Origin of the sequence: Bacillus sp. UNC69MF (genome assembly GCF_000746035.1) — a bacterium.
GTDB lineage: Bacteria > Bacillota > Bacilli > Bacillales > Bacillaceae > Bacillus > Bacillus velezensis.
The window spans coordinates 364,352-385,285 of sequence record NZ_JQKM01000003.1 but is presented as its reverse complement, the minus strand read 5'-3'; the positions used below and the strand labels follow the sequence as shown (position 1 = coordinate 385,285).

Below are 20,934 nucleotides of genomic sequence, written 5' to 3'. Positions count from 1 at the left end.
AGATTGCACTTGATTATGTAATGAAATGTGAAGGGAGATCCCGGAATATGAATTTGACCCTGCGCAAAGCCGTATTGGAGGATTTAGATGCGGTGGTGGCCATATACAACTCGACGATTGCCTCACGGATGGTAACGGCTGATACGGAAGAAGTGACGCCCGAAGACCGGATGGATTGGTTTTTGCGGCACACGGACCGGCGCCCGCTGATGGTCGCGGAAGATGAGACCGGCAAAGTGGCGGCCTGGATCAGCTTTGAAACGTTTTACGGCCGTCCGGCCTATGACAAAACGGCGGAGATCAGCATCTATCTGCATCAGGATTGCCGCGGCAAAGGAGCAGGAAGCTTTTTGCTGAAAGAAGCCCTGGCACTCGCTCCGGCAATCGGCATCCGCAGCCTGATGGCTTTTATCTTCGGACATAATGTGCCGAGCATTAAGCTGTTTGAAAAATTCGGTTTTACCGAATGGGGCGTATTCCCGGGTATCGCCGAAATGGACGGAAAACGATATGACTTGAACATTTTAGGGAGAGAACTGTCATGATCACCATCGATAAAGACAAAGACGAAAACCAGCCGCTCAATAAAAAAGCCCGTTCCCTTGCCGACATCGCCAAATGGGGAAAGATCACCGCCGTGTTTCTGATCATCACGGGCTCTCTTTCCGCTCTGTCAGCCATTGTGACGCTGCTCGGAGCCATTCCGGGGGTTCTGCTCATCATTTCCGGCGTCATGCTGATGCGCTCGGCAAAAGCGGCTGCCGCCCTTCAGGAAGGACTAGAAGAAAACGCGGAAGAAAATATGCTTGCACATTACGCGTCATTTATCAAAATGCAGTTTTTTTACGCGGCATCCAGTGTGGTATTGGGTATTCTCGCTTTTATTTTAGTCGTCATCTTCGCTGTCATCGGAATTATCGCTTATCACAGCACTGATACGTATGACACGCCTGATTCATATTACTATGAGAACGACCCGGTGTTTGAATGACAAAAAGAGCTGATCGCGCGTCAGCTCTTTTTTAATAAAGCATTTCTTTTTTCCGGTCTTCTTCCGTTAAAAATTCAATAAAGCTCTTCATCGCAGACGGCTCCTCGGCAATCAGCCGGGTATAGGCGCTTTTCCGTTCCTCGGACAGAATGTCGCTTTTTCTGATTCTGTTCAGCATATAAAGGCGGATCGTTTTTTGCACCTGTTTCCGCTGATGGCCGGCTTCCTTAAAAAACGCAAGACCCAGAGCCGCAAGGAGGGCAAAAATGCCGGCCGATACGAGAGCTCCTCTCCCGGAAGGGGCCTGAATCAAAAGCGATGCCAGATGAAACAGACTAAAAGCGGCGAGCGGGAAAGCAAGAAAACGGTAAATGATGCTTTTTTTCATCAGCGGCGCGATGGCGATTTGTATTTTCTGAATTTCTTTTTTTATGAATCCCGGCAATTGTTCCGCATGCTCCAGCTTCATGCCCTCTCCCCTTTGCTGTCATTTTTGTCTTCTTTTTCATATATGCATATTTTACCGCACTCGGAACTTTCTTTGAAAGAAAACTGCATTCATCTTTGATTCCGGCTCTTTATTCTTTCAAAATGTCAATGTTATAATTTGAAATGGGAATCAGATTGCTGCACTTGTCGGAATACTAATGGGCACAGTCTTGATAAATATGATATAGCGGGGTTGCAAAGTGAGCATTTCATTTATTTTATTCGGATTTTTTTTCGTTTTAAATATACTTTTGGCCGTCATCATGATTTTCAAAGAAAGACGCGATGCCAGCGCTTCATGGGCTTGGCTCTTGGTTCTTTTTTTTATTCCCATTTTAGGGTTTATTTTATACCTGTTATTCGGCCATAACCTGAGACGCAAGCATCTGTTTCAGTGGGAAGACCGTAAAAAAATCGGGATAGAAAAGCTGCTGAAGTTTCAGCTGAAAGATCTGAAGTCGAGGCAATTCCAATTTAACAACAGGGCGACTGTGGATAATAAAGACCTCATCTATATGCTTGTCATGAACAACCACGCAGTCTTTACAGAGGATAATTCGGTGGAGATATTGACGGACGGGCGCGATAAGTTCAAACGCTTAATGAAGGACATTTCCAACGCAAAAGATCACATTCACCTTCAATACTATATTTATAAAGGTGATGAACTGGGAAAAAAATTGCGCGATGCCTTAGTGAAAAAAGCACGCGAAGGCGTAAAAGTCAGAGTGTTATATGATGAACTCGGTTCAAGATCACTCAGAAAAAAATTCTTCAAACCGCTGCGGGACGCCGGCGGCCATGTGGAAGTCTTTTTTCCTTCCAGGCTTCGTCCGATTAATTTGCGGCTCAATTATCGGAATCACCGCAAGCTCGTCATCATTGACGGCGAAACCGGCTATGTCGGCGGCTTTAACGTCGGAGATGAATATCTCGGCCTGAATCCGAAATTCGGCTACTGGCGCGATACGCACCTCAGGCTTCAAGGCACGGCGGTACACGCCATTCAGACACGGTTTATCCTCGATTGGAACCAAGCCTCCCATCATCATACGCTCACATACGTTCCGAATCATTTTCCGGAATGCGAGCCGAAGGGCAATGTCGGGATGCAGATTGTCACGAGCGGACCGGACTCAGAATGGGAACAAATTAAAAACGGCTATATCAAGATGATCTCAACGGCCAAACGGTCAATCCTGATTCAGACGCCTTACTTTATTCCTGACTCAAGTCTTTTAGATGCCCTCAGGATCGCCTGTCTGTCAGGCATCGACGTCAAAATCATGATTCCGAACAAGCCGGATCACGCTTTCGTTTACTGGGCGACTTTATCTTACATCGGCGATCTTTTGAAAGCCGGAGCCTCAGTCTACATTTACGATAACGGCTTTATTCATGCAAAAACGATTGTCGTCGATGATGAGACGGCTTCAGTCGGTACGGCGAATATCGACGTCAGAAGCTTCAGACTTAATTTTGAAGTCAACGCCTTTATTTATGACGTCACCATTGCGAAAAAACTCATTTCCTCATTTAAAGAAGATCTGCTCGTCTCCAGAAAATATACGTATGAAGAATATCAGGAGCGTTCGCTGCGGATCCGCATTAAAGAATCGATTTCAAGACTTCTTTCGCCGATTTTGTAATTCCCGGGGTGTTTCTCGGGAATTTTCTGATACAAAAACGAACACGGCACGAAAAAACACATTTTATATTCAAAAGAATGACCGAATAGTGTATAAATGAAAAGTGAGTATTTTTTTGTAAAGGAGTGCCATAGTTTGAAACCTGAATCAGTGAATCGTTCGCTTATTTCTATTTCGAAATGGGGAAAAGCGACAGGTATTTTATTTATTATCGTGGGTGCGTTTGCGGCGCTGTCGGGCGCGTTTTTCTTTTTAATCGGAGCCATTCCCGGCGTTCTGCAGATCATTGCCGGCATTTTTCTGATGCGCTCGGCAAATGAAGCGGGACAGATGGCGGAGCAGTTCAATGAACTGACAGAGGAACATATGCTGGAGAATTATGCAAAGTTCGTGAAAATGCAGGGGATCTACCTGATTGTGACGGTCGGCTTGTCCGTTCTCGGTATCGTTCTCTTCATTGTCCTCATGACGCTCGGCATCGTGGACGGCGTGTTTAATAATATTGATGCCAATACATATTAAAAAGGAAAATCCCGGCGCATCCGCCCGGGATTTTTTCTTATTCCGCTTCTTCGATAACGGGAAAGTTTTTCTGTTTTGGATTTTCCAATACGACGATGGCATAATGGCGCAGCTGATGCAGCTGATGCAGCTGTCTGCAAATATTCTTTCAGACATTCCGGCTTCAGCTCAAAAAAGTTTATTCAAATAAAGCTTTTCCTCAGAGTTTCAACTGAAATCACTCAATTGTTCGACTGTTCCTGATCAGGTTTAGAAGCAAGAATTGTGATTCTGCAAAATAAGGATAAAGGCCCTGATGGAACAAGACCACTTATCATACAGTTTTTTGGGTCTTTGTAATTAAATTACAATTGTTCTTAATATTCACTCATGTATTCATGCTATTATATTGAAAGGAACGATCAAAAGCGTTGGCGTTCGTTAAATATTTACGAGTGCTGCCTCATGTCAAAGTCAGAAAAAATAGTATAGGAGGTAACATATGTTTAAGTTTAAAAAGAAATTCTTAGTTGGATTAACGGCAGCTTTCATGAGTATCAGCATGTTTTCGGCAACCGCCTCTGCAGCTGGTACAGATTACTGGCAAAATTGGACTGATGGGGGCGGAACAGTAAACGCAGTCAATGGATCTGGCGGGAATTACAGTGTTAATTGGTCTAATACCGGAAATTTCGTTGTTGGTAAAGGCTGGACTACAGGCTCGCCATTTAGAACAATAAACTATAATGCCGGAGTCTGGGCGCCGAATGGCAATGGATATTTGACTTTATATGGCTGGACGAGAGCACCTCTCATCGAATATTATGTAGTGGATTCATGGGGTACTTACAGACCTACCGGAACGTATAAAGGTACTGTAAACAGTGATGGAGGTACATATGACATATATACAACGACACGTTATAACGCACCTTCCATTGATGGCGATAACACTACTTTTACGCAGTACTGGAGTGTTCGCCAGTCGAAGAGACCGACCGGAAGCAACGCTGCAATCACTTTCAGCAATCATGTTAACGCATGGAAGAGCCATGGAATGAATCTGGGCAGTAATTGGGCTTATCAAGTCTTAGCGACAGAAGGATATAAAAGCAGCGGAAGTTCTAATGTAACAGTGTGGTAACAGCTCATCTTTAATTAGGGGCAGCTAACGGGCTGCTGATCGTTCCTAGAGAAATTTTACAATGATTGTTAAGAGGCGAACGGTTTTGGCATTGCTGGAGGCAGGGTATCATTTTTTGTTTAACTAGCTCACAGCTGACACCTTCACATAAATCTTAAGCAAAATAAAAATATCCCGGTAACCACCTCCTTTAGTTTCGGAGGATTTCTTCATTAAACAGATCGCAATCCCGCATCCAGGCTTGTCTGAATATGGGGTCAAAACCGTGATTTCCTCATTATCCCTTGTAACCATTTTTGTTACACCGCTAGCGGCATGAACCAATCTCTTTTTAACAAAAGAGATGATTCATTACATCATAAAGGGACTTGCTCGCAAGTTCATTCTCCATTGCCCGCTGTACGCTTCCGAACGTCTCATCGAGCGCGCGCTGAATATTTTTGCCGACCGGACAGTCGGGGTTCGGATTGTCGTGAACCGCAAAAAGCTCTTCCTTATTCTGCACCGCCCTGTAAACCTCTAAGAGGGTGATCTCCGACGGATCTTTTTTCAGGCTGGCTCCCGGAACACCCGCTCGGGATGTCAGAATACCCGCTTTTTTCAGCTGGCTGATCGTTCTCCGCACGACGACGGGATTAGTGTTTACGCTGCCCGCAATCATATCCGATGACGCCCGTTCATCCGTTGAGATCAGCGATAGAATGTGAATGGCCACAGCAAGACGGCTGTTAATCATGTTTTTCACCACCGTTGTAACCGCAATAGTTACATTTCATTTGTTTGTCAACTACTAATATACACTAAAACGGGCGGCAGGATGAAATCAAGTTGGCAATAGAGGTGTAAACAGGCCGGCGGGAAACCGGCCGAAGAGGGATTAAAATAAGAAATAACGCTGTCCGAGCGGAACATAGCTGACGGGCTGGCATGCCAGCTCTTCTCCGTCGGCGAACACCTGATAGGTTTTCGGATCGACTTGTATATTCGGCATCGCGTCATTCAGCTTCATGTCGAGCTTACTCAGCTTACGGATATTCCGTACGGGAGAAATCATTTTTTCAAGGCCGAGCTTTTCCGGCACACCGTTTGCGATACCGGCCTGGGACATAAATGTAATAGAGGTATTTCGGTTTGCTTTACCGTATGATGCGTACATCTGCCGCATAAACACGGGCTCAGGCGTCGGAATGGAAGCATTCGGATCTCCCATCTGGGCGCGGGCGATCATGCCGCCTTTGAGCACAAGTTCAGGTTTGACGCCGAAGAAAACCGGGTCCCATAGTACAAGGTCGGCGAGCTTTCCTTTTTCAACGGAACCGACTTCATGGCTCAGGCCGTGAGTGACGGCCGGGTTGATCGTGTATTTGGCGATATAGCGTTTGGCGCGCACATTGTCATTGCCGTTTTCTCCTGATAGAGCGCCGCGCTGTTTTTTCATTTTATCGGCCACCTGCCATGTCCGGATAATCACTTCTCCCACCCTGCCCATCGCCTGCGAGTCAGATGACGTCATGCTGATCGCGCCGATATCGTGCAGAATATCCTCCGCCGCAATGGTGGCCGCTCTGATGCGTGAATGACTGAACGCCACGTCTTCAGGCACTTTTGAATCTAAATGATGGCAGACCATCATCATATCAAGATGCTCGTCCATCGTGTTGACGGTATACGGGATCGTCGGCGTCGTAGAGGACGGCAGGATATTGGCGTAAGATGCGAGTTTCATAATATCCGGTGCGTGGCCTCCGCCGGCTCCCTCTATGTGATATGTATGGATAACCCGGTCGCCGATCGCATCAAGCGTATTTTCTAAAAAGCCCGCTTCATTTATCGTGTCTGTATGGATTGCCACCTGAATGTCCGCCTCATCCGCCGCTTCCATGCAAGCTTTAATGGCGCTTGGCGTTGATCCCCAATCTTCATGCAGCTTCAGGCCGATCGCGCCTGCTTCCACCTGCTCGATCAGCGGCGCTTTATCGGATGCATTCCCTTTTCCTAAGAAACCGACGTTGATCGGAAACTCCTCGGCCGCTTCCAGCATTCTCGACATGTACCATGCACCGGATGTACAAGTCGTCGCTTTACTTCCCGTCGCAGGACCCGTTCCGCCGCCGAGAAGCGTGGTCACGCCTGAAGAAAGCGCGACTCCCATCTGCTGCGGGCAGATAAAGTGGATATGCGTATCCACCCCGCCGGCCGTTACGATTTTCCCTTCGCCGGAAATAACTTCTGTTCCGGCACCGATAATCATGTGCGGGTCCACCCCATCCATAATATCAGGGTTGCCGCTTTTTCCGACGCCGACAATCCGGCCGTCCTTCACCCCGATATCCGCCTTGACGATTCCGGTATAATCCAGGATAACCGCGTTTGTAATGACCAGATCAAGCGCTCCGTCTTTCCCGGTGATACGCCCGTTCTGCCCCATGCCGTCCCGGATTGTTTTCCCTCCGCCGAAAATCATTTCTTCACCGTAATTCGTGAAATCTTTTTCGACTTCAATCCATAAATCCGTATCTCCGAGTCTGACTTTGTCTCCCGTTGTCGGTCCGAACAGTTCTGCGTATTGCTCACGTGACATTTTCATCGGATCGCCTCCTCCATCCATCCGGCTTTTTTAAGATTTGACAGAGTCTTCTCTTTTCCCCGCTCATCCATATACGTATCGGCCATGCCGTTGAGGCCTCTGACCGTTTTTCGCCCTCCGATTTCCACGAGCGTAACGGTTTTCTCTTCTCCCGGTTCAAAACGGACAGATGTGCCTGACGGGATATCAAGGCGCATGCCGATTGCTTTGTCCCGATTGAAGGAAAGGGCGCCGTTGGCTTCGGCAAAATGAAAATGCGATCCTACCTGCACTGACCGTGTTCCGTTATTGGTGACTGACACCTCCAGCGTCTTCCGGCCTTCGTTAATGGTGATGATCCCCTTTGCGACTTGAATCGCTCCCGGCTTCATGACTTCACCTCCGTTTTGATCGGCTGATGAACGGTGACAAGCTTAACCCCGTCCGGGAACGTCGCTTCCACCTGAATGCTGTCCAGCATTTCCGGAACGCCTTCCATAACGTCTTTTTCCGTCAATACATTGCGGCCGGATTCCATCAGCTCAGCAACGCTTTTTCCGTCTCTCGCGCCTTCCATCAGATAACAGGTCAAATATGCGGCGGCTTCGGGATAATTCAGCAGAACGCCGCGCGCCTTCCGCTGCTTAGCGAGCTCTCCCGCCGTAAAAATAAGCAATTTTTCTTGTTCAACCGGTGTCAGTTTCATCTGTATTCCCCCTTAGTGATAGTCAAACACAATCCGCATGGTCATACCGAAACGATGCAGGCGGCCGTCACCCCCTTCACCTCATGAAATGTTAAGTGATAAAAGTTATTCGACGGTGAACGGCCCGATTCCTTTTGCAGAAATTACCGATTTCTCATTTTTTTCTTCAACAAACGTTTAATCAAATGTGAAGAAAGGTTACATTCTATGTGAATATTATAAAGAAATCGCCGGGGAATTTATAGAATATTTAAAAATTTAGTGAATATTAACCAAATGAACTGGAATTTTTGTCATTTCTCATAACAAAAAGCCCAAAATATTTTGGGCTTTTGCTGTGTTTCACTATCAAATTAATCATCACTGAGTTTATCTTTCGTTTTGCCGACACCCTTTTGCAGGCTGCCTTTCGCTTTGTCTTTTTTACCTTCCGCTTTTAAGTCGGACTTGTTTGCCATGTCGCCTGCTTTGTCCTTTGCTTCCCCTTTCATTTTGTTCATGCCGCCTTTTACTTTGTCTTTTAAACCGTTATCTTGACTCATGATCTCTTCAGCTCCTTTTTTGTTCTGTGTACTTGTTTTCTTCCCTTTCAGCCTGATAGCAAACATTTCAACTCTCAATTATTGATTTCACAGCGTTCCCCGTAGCGGAGCACTTTGTAAACAGCCAATCCGTCTGACAGCTTATTATCCCCGTATTGCACCGGCAGAAGGGCAAAGAAAACATAATAAGTTGAAAAATAGACAAATTGGTAAAAAAATAAGTTTGGCTCGAGGACATCTTTTATGATCAGCAGATTTATTAAAAAGATAGAAGCGAGATTAAACAGACAGCCTCCGGAATAGACGAGCGCGCTCGTCAGACGGTTATCTATCCGCAATTCGCCGAACTTGCAGAAAGAATCTATGAAGTAGATACGCCGAACCTGAATCGGCCCTACTTTTAAAAGACGTTTCCCCATTCCGATATCCAATGATGCCTTGCCTCCGAACAGCATGGCCATAAAGCTGTGTCCCGACACATGAATGACAGACACCATCGGCAGAATGATGAGAAATGATACGAAAAACTTTATCATATCATTGAATCCGAACAACAAATCCCTCCTTCCCATCATACTTTTTTCTCTCTTTTGCGATTTTTCCGTTTTTTTCTATGGTCAAACGTTATAATGTGCATAAAAAAAATAACCATCTGCTGATCAGATGGTTAAGAAAATTATATATCGTATAAACATTGTTCTTTTTGAATGTTTTCTCTCATGCGAATCGCTTTTTCATAAAAATACGCCGCTTCTTTATATTGCTCATGTGCGCTTGTGTAAACGGCGGCCTCCAAGGCGAAATCTTCAATATACACATACAGCGATTTTTCATTCATATAGTCAAACACTTCATGGATTAAATCCATATTGAGTGACTCCAAATAAAGCGCTTGTAAAAACTTATACTTCTCTAAACTGAATCGATCGCCCCGTTCTTTCGCAATCATGACCCCTCTTTCATAATAGGTAAGGGCCGCTTGGTCATCATGCAGCCTGAAAAGGGTGTGCGTTAAGCTGAACAGCGCCTTCGGAAGCTGTTCAAGCTGATGCTCTTCAAAAACGGGAACCGCTTTTCTAAAGTACCGGGCCGCTTCATCCAGATCTCGCTTTTCAGAATAACAATTCCCCAGATTGTAAAGCGAAGACCCGATCAGGCGGGGCTGTCCTTCAAGCAAAGAAAGGCGGAGGGCTTCGTCTAAATGCTCAAGCGCTTTGTCGTAGTTTTTGCAGTCGATGTAGTTTCCTGAGATGACGAAATGGCATTGAATTCTCCGCACTCTGTAGAAATCGTGTTTCATATACGTATCCAGCGCCTGAATCCCGTGATTCATGGAAAAATGAGTCTGCTTCATGACATAAAACACTTCAGACATCTTGAAATGGAATTCCGCCCTCTCTATATCATCCTCGACAAATGAAAGGAGTTTTTCCGCTTTCCGGTAAAAAGAAATAGCCGCAACATAGTTATTGTGATCGAATTCATACATCCCTCTGAACAAATGGAAATAATACTCAGACAGTCCCGATATGCTGTCCGTGCTTTCGATCGTCTTTTGCAGCTCGCTGTACTGAATCTGTGATTGTTCGGTGCATTCCGGCTTGACGTAATCAAGCATAATATGATGGCGGTAGCTGATCAGCTGATAATATAACAGCAGCAGCTGGTCTTCCTCCATACGTTGTATATCCTCATCAATTTCCTCTTTCAGCTTTATGGCATCAGCCGCTTGAAACGCTAAAATGTGCTTGTACCATTTGTTGATCTTGACTCCAACTTGAGATGACGGAATCTCGTATGCGGTCATGCCCCTTTCACAACCTTTTCTAATTTCTATTGGTTATATTTTAACATATTGTATGGCTTTGGAATTGCATAACTTGATTGTCCTGCATCAAAATTCCTATCATATATTTCGGCTGTCATCGGTATTTTTTGAACAGACCGCTCTCATATTGTGAATAAAAAAGCCTGCCCTTGTCCGGGCAAGCTTTTCTTCATCCGCCTATATAAGACATTTCCACTTTCTTTTTCCCATCCGTTTTAGAAAGCGCGCGGTCAATTGAATACTGATCCGTGCGATTTCTCCAGACAGAAGCGATGGATTCCGTCAATTCATCATCGGTCAGACCGCCGCGCACGAGTTTCCGAACATCATAGCCGCTTGACGCAAACAGGCACGTAAACAGCTCGCCTCTCGCCGACAGGCGCGCTCTGTTGCAGGAGGCGCAGAATGCATCCGAGACGGAGGAAATCACGCCGATTTCGCCGGAACCGTCAAGATAGCGGAACCTGGAAGCGACCTCTCCTTTATAATTCGCTTCTATCGGCTCCGTCGGCATGTGCTGGTTGATCAGATCAATAATCTCTGCCTTCGTGATCACGTCTTTTTTATTCCATTGATTCGTATTGCCTACATCCATAAATTCAATAAACCGGAGAATATGACCCTTTTCTTTAAAATAGCGGGCCATCGGCAGGATATCTTTTTCATTGACACCCTTTTGAACAACCATATTGATTTTCACACCGAGTCCGGCCGCTTTTGCCGCCTCAATGCCCTCAAGCACCTTGTTCACCGAAACCCCGCGGCCGTTAATGGCCTTAAACCGCTCATCCTCTAAAGAATCGAGGCTGACTGTCACGCGATGCAGCCCCGCCTGCTTCAGTTTTTCCGCATACACGGGAAGCAGAGAGCCGTTTGTCGTCATCGCGATATCTTTAAGTCCGGGGATGCGCGCAAGTTTTTTGATCAATTCAGGCATATCTTTTCTCATGAGCGGCTCTCCGCCCGTCAGCCTGATTTTTTCAACGCCGAAGCGGCCGACAAACAGCTTCGCAAGCCGCTCAAGCTCCTCGAAGGAGAGCAATTCCGTCTTTTGTAAAAATGGATAATCCGGTCCGAATAATTCGGCTGGCATACAGTACGTGCATCTGAAGTTGCAGCGGTCGGTTACAGAGATACGAAGATCCCTGAGCGGCCTTTCCCTTTTGTCTGTCACCCGGCGCGTTTCTGTATTCATAAGCCCAAGACCCCTTTCTATTGTTCAACCCGTTCAGGATGTGTGTATACGTTAAATGATCCGTTTCTGACAAAACCTATCGCGGTTATGTTCAGCTCTTCCGCCATTTGCAGCGCGAGCTCCGTCGGCGCCGATTTTGAAATGACAATCGACACGCCGATTTTTGCGGCTTTTAATAAAACCTCCGAGGAAATCCGGCCGCTGAAGACGATCAGCTTGTCACGGACCGGCATTCCGTTTTTCAAACAGCAGCCGTACAGCTTATCCAGCGCGTTGTGGCGCCCGATATCCGTCCTCATAAAGAGCAGCTTTTCCGTATCGCACAGCGCCGCATTATGGACGCCGCCCGTTTCCTGGAAGGTGCCGCTTCCTCTTTGCATCTCCTTCATCAGGCGAAGGCACGTCTCAGGAGTTATAGTGATACGGCTGACGGCGGTTTTGGCCGTTTTCACATCCTGCTGAAAGTAAAAATGGCGGCCTTTCCCGCAGCATGAACCGATGACCCTCTTCGTATAGTCTTTTTGCTCAAGCACTCCGGGATTCGTCAGTTCAACATATGCAAACCCGAGACTTTCATCTATAGTAAAGCTTTTGATTTCTTTTTCAAAACGAATGACGCCTTCTGATGCGAGAAATCCGATGACGAGTTCCTCTAAATGGTCAGGCGTGCAGACGAGCGTAACAAATTCCTGTCCGTTCACCATGACGGTCAGCGGATACTCTGAAACCATCCGATCTGCCGTCTTTGTTAATACCCCTTTTTCATAGCGGTATATGTCTCTAACCGCTGTTGTTTTTTCATCCACTGTTTTCCCCTCCGCAGTATCCTTCTCTTTTATTCTTCCACAATCCCTGTATTTTGTCGAATTTGCGGTTTAAAAAAAGAGCCCTCTTAGGACTCTATGTTTCATTGCGATGATGTCTGCTCAGAATGGTGAATAAAATAACTGCGGCGATAATGGCCAATATACTGACGAATATGAAGGCGGCAAGCTTCAGAAAAATTCCCATCAGAACAAAAACGACTGCCGCCAGCACTAATATAATGCCTGCTCCTTTTAACAACAGCGTTCATCTCCTTTTATCCGTATCATTCCCGCGGTTCCGTTTTCTAAACAAAAAAGACGCCGCGCGGGCGTCCTTTTTTAACCTATTCTTTTGCTAAATCCTTTGCAGCGTCTTCCCAAGCCTGTTTGAACTCGGCCGCATTGTCAGCTGAGACATATGTGCCGCCTCCCGCTTCCGCCGCTTTTTCAAGGCTTTCGCTTCCTTTCATGCCGAAGTTGAAGCCGATGATATTGACGATCGTGTTGACGTTCGCTTTACGGAGCTTTTGAATTTCGGCCTGAGGATTACCGCCGCATGTTTCTTCACCGTCTGTGATCAGATATACGACGTTTTTCCCTGTGGCGCCGGCCCGCTCAAATTCTTCACGCGTATCAGAAAGCGCTTTCGCAATCGGTGTCCAGCCGGTCGGTTTAATCTTGCTGAGTGATTGCTCAAATGGAGTCACGGCGTACGGCTGAAGGCCGTATAACGTTTCTGTCGCATTACATGATACGGCTTTGCCTGAGTTTTTATTATTGCCCTTATGCCCGAATACCCGAAGCATCAGATTCGTGTCTTCAGGAAGAACTTCCGCAAAAGAAGTGACAGACTCTTTCGCAACATCTATTTTACGCTCTCCCCCTGTTTTTTGTATCATGCTTCCGCTTGCATCAAACAGCACAGCAATGTTTGTTTCTTCGTGCTTTTTCTCAGCTGCAAAAACAGGTGATCCGAGTGAAAGCGTCAAAAGTCCGACAATCCCCGCAGTGAACATTTTTTTCATTTCCTTCATTCCTCTCCGTTTGTTTTTGGCCGATGGGCCCCCGGCTCTTCTCTATGCTAGATGACGTGTATGCAAAAAGATATAGGGCGGGATTCCTTTTGTATAAGCGGCTGTACGCCGTTAAAAATGAACAGAATTATGCGCATCATCCTAAAAAGATTGGATAAATGATGACAGATTTAATGCCTTTTTCGCCCTTTTTGTAATATAAGTCCGGAATCTGATTCTTTTTACAGTTTTCTCTTCATCTTTTCTTGAAATTTTTGTTAAATAAAAATAAAAAAAAGGGCCGATAAACGGCACCTTTTCTTATTCCGCTAATGAACTCGCTGCCATTGTAAAGATGCGGTTCATATCCTTTTGGCTGTGAGCTTCGTAATATTTTCCTCCGCCCGCTTTGGCAATCTCGTGAAGCTGGCCGTTGAAGCCTTCCTTAAAGTCAAAGCCGATCACGTTGACTTTAATATGCTGTTTGCGAAGTTCTTTCGCTGTCTTAACAGGATCTCCTCCGCATGTCTCCTCGCCGTCCGTCAACAGGAAAACGGATTTACTGCCAAGTTTGTGCAAACCGGTAAAGGAAGCCTTCGCATCCTCTAATGCTTTTGCAATCGGTGTCCAGCCCGTAGGCCCGATTCCGTTAAGAGAGTTAAGGAAGCTCTGTCTGTCAAACCTTTGGAATCCGTACACACCGCGAATGGATTCACAAGATTGAACCTTTCCGGAGTTTTTATTATTGCCTTCCGAACCGAAAACTGTCATTCTGACCTGTGATTTAGATTTAATTTGATCCGCAAAACGGACAATTTCTTCTTTTGCCATGTTGTATTTAGAAACACCGTCAATCCGTTTTGCCATACTGCCGCTCGCATCAAGTAAAATGGCGGTATTGTTTTTAAATGAAAGAGTCTTCTCGTTTGCATTCTCGGCAGCAAAAGCAGGAGATGCAGCAGTCAGCATCAATCCGAGCATGAGTATGAGTGAAAATGTTTTTTTCATTGCTTTTTCCCCTTTTCAATAGATTTACGTTCAACGCCGAACAATATTTATCGTAAATGAGATGAAAAGGGAAATAAATAGGACGGCGTTCCTCATTATTTTTGCGTATATTCACATAGAAGCGGCATTTTTATCAGTGATTTACACCCGGCGCTCAGCCTTCAATCGACATTTGTCAGCCTTTAGGCTTTCGTTATATGAGTCTGTTGGTTGCTTTACCGTTTATGGAATAGTTTTCAAAAAAAACAGACGCTCATGAAAGCGTCTATTTTTTCGCCATATATTTGTTTAAAAATGAATCTGCTTCGGAAATGTCCACTCCCTGATAATAATGCTTGACGATGTCCGCCACTGATTTTCCCTGCTCCGCCATGTAATTGGCCCCGTACTGGCTCATGCCGACGCCGTGGCCGAATCCTTTTGTCGTAATGGTGATGCTGCTGCCGTTTCGTTTCCATTCAAAGTCGGCAGAACGGAGTCCGAGTTTTTCCCGGATGTCTCTTCCCTTCAGCTTTTTGCCGTTGATGACGGCCGTTGCCACTTGATGGCCCGGCGTTCTGGCTGTAATCTGTCCCACCGTGTTTTGTCCTGAGAGCTGTACGCCGAGCTTTTGCTGAAACTCCGGCACACTGAAGGTCTGGGTGGCAAGATATTTCGGCGATTGCTTATCCCACGGACTTTTCACGCTTTTTAAATAAGGAATGGCGCTTGTCCAATAGGCTTCCGCATTTTCCGTATACCCGTTACTCGTAGAGAAGAAAGATGCCTCAATCGGCTTGTTATCGTACGTTAAAATCTTTCCTTGCGTGCCGGCCACCGCGTTTGTGATTTTCTTGAGGTTGTGTGCGTACTTAGAACCCCATTCTTTTTTCAGCTGGCTTTTGCTTTGATAGACTTGGAACATTTGCGTATCATCCACCAGTGATCCTTTCGGCGCCTGGACGGCTGAGTCAGCGACCATCAGTCTGACGATGAATGTCCGGGCGGCGAGCGCCTGGGCTTTTAAGGCCTCCGGTTTAAAATCTGCGGGCATTTCGGAAGCCACGACACCGATCACGTACTCTTCAAGCGGAATGTTTTCTACAGAATGATTGGATGTCCGATAAACCGGAATGGATACAGGTGATTCTTTCAATGTTTCTGCTCCTTTTGTTTCTCGTGTGGTGTGTGCTGTTTTGTGTCCGGGCTCTCTGTTTACGGCTGCTCCTTTTTCTGCCTGAAACGGAAGGACGAGAATGGTGGGGACTAGAAGAATAAGTATACACAGCCCGGATAGTAGAAATACAATCGGTTTCATATATCAGCTGCCTCCTGCTTGGGATTCGACTCTACTTCATCTTATGGGCAGGGACAAGCTAATATGACTTCCTTTTGGACAGAATCTTTATTCCATTTTTCACGCGAAAAACGTATTCTTTTTTGGAAATCAGAGCATAATAATGATGATAAACCATAAAAAAACAGTATGCCAGATTGACATACTGTTTTTACAGCCATTATGCGTTTAGGTCAGTTACGACTTCTTTGCTTTCTTGTTCAGCGGCCGTTTCATCAACGACACGCTCGATGTCAGCGCCGAGAGCCGCAAGTTTTTTATGGAAATTCACATAACCGCGATCCAAGTGCTTCAGTTCCGTGACGCGTGTATGACCTTCAGCCACTAATCCCGCAAGAATCAGCGCCGCGCCCGCACGCAGGTCCGTAGCGGCAACTTCTGCGCCTTGCAGCTGTACAGGACCGTTAATGATCACAGAACGTCCTTCAATTTTAATGTCGCCATTCATCCGGCGGAATTCTTCAGCATGCATAAAACGGTTTTCAAACACAGTTTCAGTAATCATGCTTGTTCCGCTCGCACGGAGAAGCAGCGCCATCATTTGCGACTGCATATCAGTCGGGAATCCTGGGTGAGGCATCGTTTTAATGTCGATCGGCTTCAGCTGGGCAGGACCGATGACACGAAGGCCTTCTCCTTCATCCGTAATTTTGACTCCCATTTCTTCCATCTTCGCAATTAAAGACGTAAGATGCTCAGGAACCGCACCTTTGACTAATACATTTCCTTCCGTGATAGCCGCAGCCACCATGAAAGTACCCGCTTCAATACGGTCAGGAATGATGTTGTGTCTTACGCCGTGAAGCTTCTCGACACCTTCAATTTTAATGGTGCCTGTGCCGGCTCCGCGGATTTTTCCGCCCATCGCATTGATATAGTTCGCTAAGTCAACGATTTCAGGCTCTTTTGCCACGTTTTCAAGCGTTGTTGTTCCTTCAGCTAAAGCAGCTGCCATAATCAAGTTTTCTGTCGCACCCACACTTGGGAAATCTAAATAGATTTTTGCGCCCTGCAGACGGCCTTCTACTTCTGCTTCAATAAAGCCGTTGCCTACTTTGATTTTTGCACCCATTGCTTCAAAGCCTTTTAAATGCTGATCAATCGGTCTTGAGCCGATTGCGCAGCCGCCCGGAAGCGCTACTCTTGAATGACCCGTACGGGCTAACAGAGGGCCCATAACAAGCACTGACGCGCGCATTTTGCGCACATATTCAAAAGGTGCTTCTGTTTCTAAAGCGTAAGAAGCGTTTACGGTAACTTCATTATTCTCAAAATGCACATCTGCTCCTAAATGACGCAACACTTCATTAATTGTATATACATCGGAGAGCGTAGGTACATCACATATTACGCTTTTTTCTTCACTTGCTAATAAAGATGCAGCGATAACTGGTAAAACGGCATTTTTTGCTCCTTCAACTTTCACTGTGCCGTTTAACTTCTGACCGCCGCGGACGATGATTTTTTCCAAGGTATTCCCCTCCGCGTCCCTATATTCTCTATATTAATATTCAGTCGTCACGATTGGTGTGCCAACCGTAACGGTATGTTTTTCGCCCATTCCCGCACTTCTAAGCGCAACTTGCACATTCATCTTATGTTTCGATGTCATGATGTAATCTGTCCACTTATATGTAAATGCAGAAACAGAAACGAAATGAGGCTCAACTACATGTTCAACTGGACTTGCTTCAAATTCTTTCATGAGCTGTTCTGCTTTTTTTTGCAAAACAATACTCATATTATCATTTAAATGACCCTTAAGACAAGTAAAAATAAATACTTTATTTTGAAATATGTCATGTGCCTGCCGTTCAAACTGTTCATATGTATCATTCCAGTTTTCCGGTTGCTCCGGGCTCATTTGCTCATATAATAAATACGAAGTTGGGTTCTGGTTTTTGAGGGTAGTGACGAGCTGCAGTTTAAAAGTTGTGTGATTTTTTTTGTCAGAATACGTGCCGACGGCCTTTACGATTTTATCTTCCCGCGCGGATTCCCAATGATATTGCGGATACTGCGTCTTCAGTTCTTTTACCTTGTCATCAAATTCACTCAGTGACAGGTTCAGATTTTTTTTCGCATGAAGCGTCCATTCATCTACAGTGACCTGCTGCCGCTCCATTCCTTCGGCAATCTGGGCAAGCGGAGACAGCTCACTTGCATGAATGGAATGAAATACCGCTATTAAGGCGCTTAAAAAAACAAAAAATAAGATGATGCGGCCTGCTCTTTTTTTCTTCATATCGATCTCTCCCCCTTACTCCCATTTTTGCCGGAGCCGGGGAAAGCAATACATGGAAAACTTCGTCAAAACTCGCCAAGCGGGTGAAGAAAAATTGGTTTCTCACCCAGCGATTCCCTTCATTTCAACAGACGAAACATCTTAAAATAAGTATGGAAGCTGTTTCGAATAGGTAAGATAATCTAAAAAGAAGTCAGCGACTGCCGTACCGATCGCAATGGTAAGAAGAATGATCAGCAGCCTCGCCTGCACTATTTTTCCTTTTCGGATCAGCGGATCAAAGTTGACGGCCTGAAGCGCCCACCATGTCACCGCAATGCATACCAGGTGAACCAGGATGCTGATTGCGGCCTGCTGCCCCAATACATTCACAAATCCCATCTCCTTTCATTTTTTCCGCCCCTCATATCCTCTCTTATTATATAAGAAGAAGAGAGAAAGATGATCATTTTTACATCAGAATTTTTATCCAAAATTAGGGGCAATCCCCGCTTAAATGTCCGTTCTCCGGCATGATATACTTTTTTGGAAAGGAGATGGGAATATGAATCATTCCTTTTTTCATCCGGAAAAGCAGTATGGAGAAACACTTCCCGTATTTGACCACGAGTGGGAAGCGATAGCATTCTACTATGATTATAGACAGTCTCAAACAGAGGAACTGAAAGAATTATGTCAGTTTTTCAACATTTCTCTTGATTATTCACGCGGCAGCCTGCTGGAAGTGGAAGCTCTTTACTTCCGCAGCATACAAGAGCTGCTTTTGGCGGATTGGAACCTGCCGATTGACGAATTTGAGAAAATGCTCAGTGTGTATGTCATCGATTGCGCCATCAGACACCATGACGATGCCGAATGGGTCGTCAAACCTTATCCGTATACGGACGGCGCCTATACGACGGGTGTGCGGAGAGGAAACAAAACGTGGCACACCGACAACTGCTGCGAACATTTATATCTGCAAAAAGAAGAGGATCATCCGCTTATCGGCGTCTATGAATCTCTTATGCGTTAATATAGAAAAAGAATCCTTCTCAGACAGCCGAGAAGGATTCTTTTTTAGTTTCCTGCAACATCCAATCTGTTTACAGCCCGCTGTAGCGCAAGCTCAGCCCGACGAATGTCAGTATCATCTGATCGTTTGTTCAAACGGTCTTCCGCCCGCTTTTTCGCAGCAAGGGCGCGCTCTTTATCAATGCTTTCCGCTGTTTCAGCGGCTTGTGCAAGGATAGTGACCTGATCAGGACGGACTTCTAAAAATCCGCCGCTGACAGCCGCCAATTCGGTCTGCCCGTCTTTTTTAAGGCGGACAGCGCCGATTTTAAGCGGAGCCACGGTCGGAATATGGCCAGGCAAGATACCGAGATCACCGCTCTCGGCTCTTACACTTACCATTTCAATATCAGCATCATATACTGGGCCGTCGGGAGTAACGATATTGACTTTAACGGTCTTCATGCTTTTACCCTCCTAGGACCAGATTAAACTTCTACACCCATCTCTTTTGCATTCTCAATGACTTCTTCAATGCGTCCCACAAGACGGAATGCATCTTCCGGAAGATGGTCATATTTACCGGAAAGGATTTCTTTAAAGCCTCGTACCGTTTCTTTAACAGGCACGTAAGAACCCTTTTGTCCCGTAAACTGCTCAGCTACGTGGAAGTTTTGAGAAAGGAAGAACTGGATACGGCGTGCGCGGTGAACGACAAGCTTGTCTTCTTCACCTAATTCGTCCATACCGAGAATCGCGATAATATCCTGAAGTTCTTTGTAACGCTGAAGCGTTGACTGGACTTCACGCGCCACCGCATAATGCTCTTCTCCGACAATTTCCGGAGCAAGCGCGCGGGAAGTGGAAGCCAGCGGATCAACCGCAGGGTAGATACCCATTTCAGTTAATTTACGCTCAAGGTTAGTCGTCGCATCCAAGTGAGCGAACGTTGTCGCCGGAGCCGGGTCAGTATAGTCATCGGCAGGCACGTAGATCGCCTGGATAGATGTAACTGAACCAACGTTTGTAGACGTAATACGCTCTTGAAGCTGACCCATTTCTGTCGCAAGCGTCGGCTGATAACCAACCGCAGAAGGCATACGGCCGAGAAGCGCGGAAACCTCTGAACCCGCTTGTGTGAAACGGAAAATGTTATCGATAAAGAACAGTACGTCCTGTCCTTGTTTATCACGGAAATGCTCAGCCATTGTAAGACCCGTCAATGCTACACGCATACGTGCGCCCGGCGGCTCGTTCATTTGTCCGAAAACCATGGCTGTTTTCTTGATAACGCCTGAATCGCTCATTTCGTAGAAAAGGTCGTTCCCTTCACGAGTACGCTCTCCTACACCGGCGAATACGGAAATACCGCCGTGCTCTTGCGCGATGTTGTTGATTAATTCCTGGATTAATACGGTTTTACCTACGCCGGCGCCGCCGAACAATCCGATTTTACCGCCCTTGATGTAAGGAGCGAGCAGGTCAACAACCTTAATTCCCGTTTCAAGAATTTCAACCTCAGTTGAAAGCTCATCGAATGAAGGAGCTGATCTGTGGATCGGGTCCTTTTGAGCATCCGCAGGCAGCGGTTCATTTAAATCAATTTTATCTCCCAGTACGTTAAATACGCGTCCGAGAGTCACATCACCGACAGGAACGGAAATTGGCGCACCTGTATCAACAGCTTCCATTCCGCGCTGAATTCCGTCCGTAGATGCCATGGCAATTGTACGGACTGTATCATCGCCTAAATGAAGAGCAACCTCTAGCGTTAGGTCGATGCCTACTTCATTTTCGCCTGTAGCTGGCTGTGAAACTTTAATCGCATTATAAATCGCAGGCAAGTGGCCGTCCTCGAAACGTACGTCGACAACCGGTCCAAGCACCTGACTTACGCGTCCTTTCTTCATCGCTATCCCTCC

25 protein-coding genes are annotated in these 20,934 nt (G+C 46.0%); 6 read left to right on the top strand and 19 right to left on the bottom strand.

Annotated elements, in window-relative coordinates; translation table 11 throughout:
- The first annotated feature begins 53 nt into the window (after window positions 1–53).
- Together BR62_RS0101935 and BR62_RS0101930 are read left to right on the top strand one after the other, a co-directional pair.
- Window positions 54–545 (top strand): GNAT family N-acetyltransferase, encoded by a 492-nt coding sequence (locus BR62_RS0101935; protein WP_089072492.1) that lies wholly within the window; start codon window positions 54–56, stop codon window positions 543–545.
- Window positions 542–991 carry a DUF5362 family protein gene (locus BR62_RS0101930; RefSeq protein WP_007407573.1) on the top strand — a complete coding sequence of 150 codons (450 nt, stop codon included), beginning with the start codon at window positions 542–544 and terminating at the stop codon, window positions 989–991. Before BR62_RS0101935 ends, BR62_RS0101930 begins: the two co-directional genes overlap by 4 nt.
- A gap of 31 nt (window positions 992–1,022) precedes the next feature.
- Here BR62_RS0101930 and BR62_RS0101925 read toward each other — a convergent pair whose 3' ends face one another.
- Entirely contained in the window at window positions 1,023–1,460 is a 438-nt protein-coding gene (locus BR62_RS0101925; RefSeq protein WP_007407574.1) for a DUF5392 family protein, read from the bottom strand.
- 220 nt (window positions 1,461–1,680) lie between these two features.
- On the opposite strand from BR62_RS0101925, the gene cls reads away from it, so the two are divergent.
- From cls to xynA, 3 genes are all read left to right on the top strand, one after another.
- Window positions 1,681–3,129: a cardiolipin synthase gene (gene cls / locus BR62_RS0101920; protein ID WP_003151210.1), complete on the top strand. Its 1,449-nt coding sequence runs from the start codon at window positions 1,681–1,683 to the stop codon at window positions 3,127–3,129.
- Between the two features lie 135 nt (window positions 3,130–3,264).
- A complete protein-coding gene (locus BR62_RS0101915; protein WP_007407576.1) occupies window positions 3,265–3,651 on the top strand; it encodes a DUF5362 family protein in 387 nt (128 codons plus the stop codon).
- 481 nt (window positions 3,652–4,132) lie between these two features.
- Window positions 4,133–4,774, top strand: a complete 642-nt coding sequence (gene xynA, locus BR62_RS0101905) for an endo-1,4-beta-xylanase XynA (protein ID WP_020956463.1) — start codon at window positions 4,133–4,135, stop codon at window positions 4,772–4,774.
- A 331-nt stretch (window positions 4,775–5,105) separates the two neighbouring features.
- Here xynA and BR62_RS0101900 read toward each other — a convergent pair whose 3' ends face one another.
- The 16 genes from BR62_RS0101900 to BR62_RS0101830 all read right to left on the bottom strand — a co-directional run bounded on the left by BR62_RS0101900 (window position 5,106) and on the right by BR62_RS0101830 (window position 18,391).
- Window positions 5,106–5,510, bottom strand: a complete 405-nt coding sequence (locus BR62_RS0101900) for an Rrf2 family transcriptional regulator (RefSeq protein ID WP_003151203.1) — start codon at window positions 5,508–5,510, stop codon at window positions 5,106–5,108.
- A gap of 141 nt (window positions 5,511–5,651) precedes the next feature.
- Complete coding sequence (gene ureC / locus BR62_RS0101895; RefSeq protein WP_032869481.1) at window positions 5,652–7,361, bottom strand: urease subunit alpha; 1,710 nt, start codon at window positions 7,359–7,361, stop codon at window positions 5,652–5,654.
- A complete protein-coding gene (gene ureB, locus BR62_RS0101890; RefSeq protein ID WP_012118652.1) occupies window positions 7,358–7,732 on the bottom strand; it encodes an urease subunit beta in 375 nt (124 codons plus the stop codon). The genes ureC and ureB overlap by 4 nt, the downstream gene beginning before the upstream one ends.
- Complete coding sequence (gene ureA / locus BR62_RS0101885) at window positions 7,729–8,046, bottom strand: urease subunit gamma (protein WP_032869479.1); 318 nt, start codon at window positions 8,044–8,046, stop codon at window positions 7,729–7,731. The genes ureB and ureA overlap by 4 nt, the downstream gene beginning before the upstream one ends.
- Before the next feature lie 353 nt (window positions 8,047–8,399).
- Window positions 8,400–8,588, bottom strand: a complete 189-nt coding sequence (locus BR62_RS0101880; RefSeq protein WP_012118653.1) for a CsbD family protein — start codon at window positions 8,586–8,588, stop codon at window positions 8,400–8,402.
- 74 nt (window positions 8,589–8,662) lie between these two features.
- Window positions 8,663–9,142, bottom strand: a complete 480-nt coding sequence (locus tag BR62_RS0101875) for a hypothetical protein (RefSeq protein WP_007407583.1) — start codon at window positions 9,140–9,142, stop codon at window positions 8,663–8,665.
- A 122-nt stretch (window positions 9,143–9,264) separates the two neighbouring features.
- Window positions 9,265–10,395, bottom strand: a complete 1,131-nt coding sequence (locus BR62_RS0101870) for a response regulator aspartate phosphatase (protein WP_007407584.1) — start codon at window positions 10,393–10,395, stop codon at window positions 9,265–9,267.
- A 190-nt stretch (window positions 10,396–10,585) separates the two neighbouring features.
- Window positions 10,586–11,611 (bottom strand): GTP 3',8-cyclase MoaA, encoded by a 1,026-nt coding sequence (gene moaA / locus BR62_RS0101865; protein ID WP_012118655.1) that lies wholly within the window; start codon window positions 11,609–11,611, stop codon window positions 10,586–10,588.
- Between the two features lie 17 nt (window positions 11,612–11,628).
- Window positions 11,629–12,417, bottom strand: a complete 789-nt coding sequence (gene fdhD, locus BR62_RS0101860) for a formate dehydrogenase accessory sulfurtransferase FdhD (protein WP_007407586.1) — start codon at window positions 12,415–12,417, stop codon at window positions 11,629–11,631.
- A 94-nt stretch (window positions 12,418–12,511) separates the two neighbouring features.
- A complete protein-coding gene (locus tag BR62_RS19660) occupies window positions 12,512–12,676 on the bottom strand; it encodes a hypothetical protein (RefSeq protein WP_007407587.1) in 165 nt (54 codons plus the stop codon).
- 85 nt (window positions 12,677–12,761) lie between these two features.
- A complete protein-coding gene (locus BR62_RS0101855; protein ID WP_032869477.1) occupies window positions 12,762–13,442 on the bottom strand; it encodes a VWA domain-containing protein in 681 nt (226 codons plus the stop codon).
- Between the two features lie 309 nt (window positions 13,443–13,751).
- Window positions 13,752–14,438 (bottom strand): VWA domain-containing protein, encoded by a 687-nt coding sequence (locus BR62_RS0101850; protein ID WP_007407590.1) that lies wholly within the window; start codon window positions 14,436–14,438, stop codon window positions 13,752–13,754.
- Window positions 14,439–14,703: 265 nt separating this feature from the next.
- A complete protein-coding gene (gene spoIID, locus BR62_RS0101845; protein WP_007407591.1) occupies window positions 14,704–15,735 on the bottom strand; it encodes a stage II sporulation protein D in 1,032 nt (343 codons plus the stop codon).
- A 199-nt stretch (window positions 15,736–15,934) separates the two neighbouring features.
- Window positions 15,935–17,245 carry a UDP-N-acetylglucosamine 1-carboxyvinyltransferase gene (gene murA / locus BR62_RS0101840; protein ID WP_007407592.1) on the bottom strand — a complete coding sequence of 437 codons (1,311 nt, stop codon included), beginning with the start codon at window positions 17,243–17,245 and terminating at the stop codon, window positions 15,935–15,937.
- Window positions 17,246–17,278: 33 nt separating this feature from the next.
- Window positions 17,279–18,019 (bottom strand): YwmB family TATA-box binding protein, encoded by a 741-nt coding sequence (locus BR62_RS0101835; protein ID WP_007614364.1) that lies wholly within the window; start codon window positions 18,017–18,019, stop codon window positions 17,279–17,281.
- Between the two features lie 141 nt (window positions 18,020–18,160).
- Window positions 18,161–18,391, bottom strand: a complete 231-nt coding sequence (locus BR62_RS0101830) for a DUF1146 family protein (protein WP_007614366.1) — start codon at window positions 18,389–18,391, stop codon at window positions 18,161–18,163.
- A gap of 172 nt (window positions 18,392–18,563) precedes the next feature.
- Here BR62_RS0101830 and BR62_RS0101825 point away from each other — a divergent pair, with 172 nt between their 5' ends.
- Window positions 18,564–19,034 carry a hypothetical protein gene (locus tag BR62_RS0101825; protein ID WP_007407595.1) on the top strand — a complete coding sequence of 157 codons (471 nt, stop codon included), beginning with the start codon at window positions 18,564–18,566 and terminating at the stop codon, window positions 19,032–19,034.
- Window positions 19,035–19,078: 44 nt separating this feature from the next.
- On the opposite strand, the gene BR62_RS0101820 is transcribed toward BR62_RS0101825, so the two are convergent.
- Together BR62_RS0101820 and atpD are read right to left on the bottom strand one after the other, a co-directional pair.
- Window positions 19,079–19,477, bottom strand: coding sequence for a F0F1 ATP synthase subunit epsilon (locus BR62_RS0101820; RefSeq protein ID WP_003151176.1), 399 nt, complete (start codon window positions 19,475–19,477; stop codon window positions 19,079–19,081).
- Between the two features lie 23 nt (window positions 19,478–19,500).
- Complete coding sequence (gene atpD / locus BR62_RS0101815; protein WP_003151173.1) at window positions 19,501–20,922, bottom strand: F0F1 ATP synthase subunit beta; 1,422 nt, start codon at window positions 20,920–20,922, stop codon at window positions 19,501–19,503.
- Window positions 20,923–20,934 lie beyond the last annotated feature (12 nt).